The sequence below is a fragment of the Agreia sp. genome (assembly GCF_964263775.1).
Classification (GTDB): Bacteria; Actinomycetota; Actinomycetes; order Actinomycetales; family Microbacteriaceae; genus Agreia.
In genome coordinates this window covers 1-4608 of sequence record NZ_CAXVWM010000131.1, presented here as the reverse complement: position 1 = coordinate 4608, position 4608 = coordinate 1, and the positions used below count along the sequence as shown (strand labels likewise).

6 protein-coding genes are annotated in these 4608 nt (G+C 68.8%); 4 read left to right on the top strand and 2 right to left on the bottom strand.

Translation table 11 applies throughout. The features are described from left to right. Nucleotides 1-169: 169 nt before the first annotated feature. Together ACE5CZ_RS10165 and ACE5CZ_RS10160 are read right to left on the bottom strand one after the other, a co-directional pair. Entirely contained in the window at nt 170-1168 is a 999-nt protein-coding gene (locus ACE5CZ_RS10165; RefSeq protein WP_374947212.1) for an o-succinylbenzoate synthase, read from the bottom strand. Nucleotides 1169-1289: 121 nt separating this feature from the next. Then, complete coding sequence (locus tag ACE5CZ_RS10160) at nt 1290-1847, bottom strand: ribonuclease H (protein ID WP_374947211.1); 558 nt, start codon at nt 1845-1847, stop codon at nt 1290-1292. A gap of 191 nt (nt 1848-2038) precedes the next feature. Here ACE5CZ_RS10160 and ACE5CZ_RS10155 point away from each other — a divergent pair, with 191 nt between their 5' ends. The 4 genes from ACE5CZ_RS10155 to ACE5CZ_RS10140 form a co-directional block, all read left to right on the top strand. Further along, nucleotides 2039-2974: a 1,4-dihydroxy-2-naphthoyl-CoA synthase gene (locus tag ACE5CZ_RS10155; protein ID WP_374947210.1), complete on the top strand. Its 936-nt coding sequence runs from the start codon at nt 2039-2041 to the stop codon at nt 2972-2974. Between the two features lie 170 nt (nt 2975-3144). Beyond that, the gene (locus ACE5CZ_RS10150; RefSeq protein WP_374947209.1) at nt 3145-3654 is read left to right on the top strand and encodes a MarR family winged helix-turn-helix transcriptional regulator; all 510 of its coding nucleotides are present in this window, start codon (nt 3145-3147) and stop codon (nt 3652-3654) included. Nucleotides 3655-3665: 11 nt separating this feature from the next. Further along, complete coding sequence (locus ACE5CZ_RS10145) at nt 3666-4088, top strand: organic hydroperoxide resistance protein (protein WP_374947208.1); 423 nt, start codon at nt 3666-3668, stop codon at nt 4086-4088. A gap of 58 nt (nt 4089-4146) precedes the next feature. Next, the coding region (locus ACE5CZ_RS10140; RefSeq protein WP_374947207.1) for an AMP-binding protein at nt 4147-4608 on the top strand (462 nt) is incomplete at its 3' end.

The window sequence follows — 4608 nt, the reverse complement described above, 5'->3', positions numbered from 1 at the left end:
CTGGCCCTGATCGGCTTCGCCGCCGTGCTGTTCAACTTCGGCGTCGTGAACATCTTCTTCAAGGGACTGCACGCGTACTCGGGCCTGTAACCGCCGCCCTCCTGCTCGTATGCAGGAAAAACGGGCCTGAACCGGCGCTTTCGTGCGCCACAGGCGCGTTCTTCCCGAGTTAGAGCACGGTCACCAAGAGTTCGTAGCATCGCGCGAGGCGGGCTCGCCACCACGCGTCGCGATCGGCGGATGCGGCGTGCTGCGCCAGGAGGCCGGCGTCGAGTTCGACGCGCTCGACTTCGATGAAGCCGCCGGCCGCGCGCACGGGCCGCGCCGTGACATCCGCGGCCAACAGCGAGGCGGTGCCGAGCCCGCAGTCGTAGTCGAGGTTCGGGATGCTCGCGGCCAGCCAGGCCCCCATCGACAGGCCGACCGACGTGTCGAGTGCGCTCGACACGACCACGGGAAGCCCGGCCTCGCGCACGATACCGAGCGCCGAGTGGATGCCGCCGAGCGGCTGCGCCTTGATCACGAGCAGGTCGGCCGCACCCTCCCGAGCAACCTCGAGCGGGTCGGATGCCCGGCGCACGCTCTCGTCGGCCGCGATCGGGATGTCCCAGTCGTGCAGGCGCTCGCGCAACTCCGAGAGCTCGGCGATCGACGCGCACGGCTGCTCCACATACTCGAGGTCGAACTCGGCGAGGGCGTGGATGGCACGCTCGGCCTCGTCGACGTTCCAGCCTCCGTTCGCGTCGACACGGATGCGCCCCTCCGGGCCGAGTGCCCCGCGCACAGCGCGCACGCGGGCGACGTCGTCGGCAAGCACCTGGCCGGCCTCCGCGACCTTCACCTTCGCGGTGCGGCAGCCGTCGTACATGGCCAGCACCTCGGCGACCCGGGACGCATCCACCGCGGGAACCGTGGCGTTCACCCGGATGCGGTCGCGGAGCGGCGTCGGCTGCGCGCGCCAGCCGAAGTCGATGGCCGCCGCCAGCCAGGTGGCCGCCTCGTCGTCGTCGTACTCGATGAAGGGAGAGAACTCCGTCGATCCCTGCGGCCCCCGAAAGACCATCGCCTCGCGGGTGTCGATTCGGCGAAACCGCGTGGTCAGCGGAAGCGAGACGACGTTCGCCGCGGCGAGCAGCTCGGCAAGTGGGGGAAGCGCGGAGGAAACCATCCCCTCATTCTGTCGCTGCCCTCTTCGCGGATGAGGAGATTTCTGCACGCGCCGGAGTGTCGGCGTGTGCAGAGCCGGCGTGTCGCGAGTTCTTCCTCATCCGCGAAGAGGTCAGAAGAGGTCAGAAGAGGGCGGGTGGCGCCGCGTCTTCGGCCAGCACAGTTTCTGCCAGCACGGTTTCGGCCAGCACCGGCTCGACCGGGGTGGATGCCGCGGCGCCTGGCCATCCGGGGCCGCTCGGCACGGCCGACCGATGTTGGTACGCCGTGGATGCCGCCCGGGCGCGCGCATCCGCCGCCTCGTTCATGGGATGGTTCGCATGGCCCTTGACCCATTCGAAAGTGACGACGCGGCCGTCGAGCGCCTCGTCGAGCTGCTTGATGATCTCGACGTTCAGCACCGGCTTGCCGTCGGCCTTGCGCCAGCCCTTGCGCTTCCAGCCCGCCATCCATTCGGTGCACGCCTTGATCGCGTATTGGCTGTCGCAGATGATGTGCAGCGGCTCGTTCTCGCCCTCGGTCGCGCGCAGCAGCTCGAGAACCGCGGTGAGCTCGCCGATGTTGTTCGTCGCGCGCGACCACCCGCCCGCAGCCCAGCGCTCGTCGTCGACGTACCAGGCCCAGCCTGCCGGGCCGGGATTGCCGAGGGCTGAGCCGTCTGCGGAAGCGACGATCGTCACGGGGGAGCTCCTTCTGGCGCACGGGCGGGAGTGCGCACTACTGAGGGTAGGCGACGCGGGCCGGCACACTGAACGCATGCGTGACGACGACGCCCGCATGGACGACGTGGCTGACGGTCACGCCGTTATGACGCCCGCGAGCCGCCCGCGCCCTGACCCCTGAGCATGGCCATCGCTGGCAGACTGGCCGCATGGCTGAAACCCCGTTCGTCTCCGAGATCTTCGACGCATCCGAGTGGGCAGTCGCGCCCGGGGCAAGCGCCCTGACCGACATCACCTACCACCACTCCACTGACGGGCGGGTGGCCCGCATCGCGTTCAACCGGCCCGAGGTGCGCAACGCGTTCCGCCCGCACACGGTCGACGAGCTCTATCGCGCCCTCGACGACGCGAGGCAGAATCCGCGCATCGGAGTGGTGCTGCTCACCGGCAACGGCCCGAGCCCGAAAGACGGCGGCTGGGCCTTCTGCTCGGGCGGCGACCAGCGCATCCGCGGCCGCGACGGCTACCAGTATGAAGTCGACGCTGCCGCCGACGGCACGGTTGCCGACGGGCCGCTGTCGGGTGCCGCGACGGGGCGGCTGCACATCCTGGAGGTGCAGCGGCTCATTCGCACGATGCCGAAGGTGGTCATCGCGGTCGTCCCCGGTTGGGCCGCGGGCGGCGGGCACTCGCTGCACGTCGTCTGCGACCTGTCGATAGCCAGCGAAGAGCATGGCAGGTTCAAGCAGACGGATGCCGACGTCGGCTCGTTCGACGCGGGTTACGGCAGCGCGTACTTCGCCCGCCAGATCGGGCAGAAGTTCGCGCGCGAGGTGTTCTTTCTCGCTCGGGAGTACTCGGCCCAGCGGGCCTACGAGATGGGCGCGGTGAACGCCGTGGTGCCGCACTCCGAGCTCGAGCGCGAGGCCCTCCGCTGGGCGCGCACCATTCTGACCAAGTCGCCCACGGCCATCCGCATGCTCAAGTTCGCCTTCAACGCGGTCGACGACGGACTCATGGGCCAGCAGGTTTTCGCCGGCGAGGCCACGCGACTCGCCTACGGAACCGACGAGGCGGTCGAGGGCCGCGACTCGTTCCTCGAGAAGCGCGAGCCCGACTGGTCGCCGTTTCCGTACCACTACTGACTATCTCGATACGCTGCCGTCGTGATGGCGTTACTCATTCAGGAGGAGCGCGCCGCCGACGCCAATACGGCGTCGGACACCCTCTCCTCCTGAATTAGTCACGTCAAGGAGATCGCCGAGGCACGTGGTCATTAGTTGCGCACAATTGAATTGTGCGCAATGCTTATCTCATGACTACCGCGACGAACGCTGCAGCGCCGCAGCAGTCCGTACTCGACGATCTCGTCTGCTTCGCGCTCTACGACGCCACGCATGCCATCACGCAGATCTACCGCTCAGCACTCGCCCCGTGGGGGCTCACCTATCCGCAATACCTCGTGTTCGTCGTGCTCTGGAATGAAGGTCCGCTGCCGCTCGGCGATCTCGGTCGTCGCCTCGAGCTCGACTCCGGCACGCTGTCGCCCCTCACCAAGCGCATGGAGCAGGCCGGCTTCATCGAGCGCCGGCGCGCATCCGACGACGCTCGAGTGGTGACGATCGCGCTCACGGCCCAGGGCGAACGGATGCGCGAGGAGCTCGAAGCCGTTCCGGCCTGCGTCGCCGGCGCAATGAAACTCGACCTCGGCACGGCGACGCGACTGCGACAGATGCTGCACCAGCTCGCCGACGACACACGCGCGTCCGACCCGACCGCGCTCGCCGCGAAACAAGCCACCGGCGCATCTGACGCCGGTCAATGAAAGGAAGCACCGTGGAGATCCTCTACACCGCAGAAGCACTCTCGACCGGCGAAGGCCGCAACGGCCATGTTCGCACCACCGACGGCAAGGTCGACCTCGACCTCGCCGTGCCCAAGGAGATGGGCGGCTCGGGTAACGGCGCCAACCCCGAAGACCTGTTCGCGGCCGGCTACGCAGCCTGCTTCCACTCCGCTCTGCACAGTGTCGCCCGCGCCAAGAAGGTGAAGATAGACGACTCGAGCGTCGGCGGCCGGGTTCACATCGGACCGAATGGCGACGGCGGCTTCCAGCTCGCCGTGCTGCTCGAGGTCGTCCTTCCCGGAGTCGACCACGCGCTCGCCCAGGAGCTCGCCGACGCCGCGCACCAGGTCTGCCCGTACTCCAACGCGACCCGCGGCAACATCGACGTGCAGATCGTCGTCGAAGAGGGCTGAGTTCGGCCTCGGCAGAGACGTTACCCACCTGAAACACGGGCTCCCGTAGGGTGAACGGATGACACGCCCGCTCGACATCGTGGTTGCCAACGACGCCTCGGCGGTGCTTCCGCGCCTGCGCGAAGCACTGTCGCAGGGCGGCGCGGCCATCCTGCCCCGAATCGACGAGCAGCGCTCAGCGGATGCGCGCCCCCAGCCGAGGCACGCCGCGCTCGCCCCCGGCGAGTCGCCCACGGTGAGAGACGAGCCGCTCCCCGACCGTGTCGCCCAGAACATCGCCCTCGTCATCGAGACCTCGGGCTCATCCGGCTCGCCCAAGCGGGTCGCCCTGTCGACCGGCGCGCTTCTCGCCAGCGCCGCCTCGGTCGAGAGCGAGCTCGGCGGCAGCGGGCAGTGGCTGCTGTCGCTGCCCGCGAACTACATCGCGGGAGTTCAGGTGCTCGTGCGCTCCATCGTCGGTGGAACGACCCCCATCGTGCAGCCGCCCGGCCATTTCTCGGCGCGCGTTTTCGCGCAACTC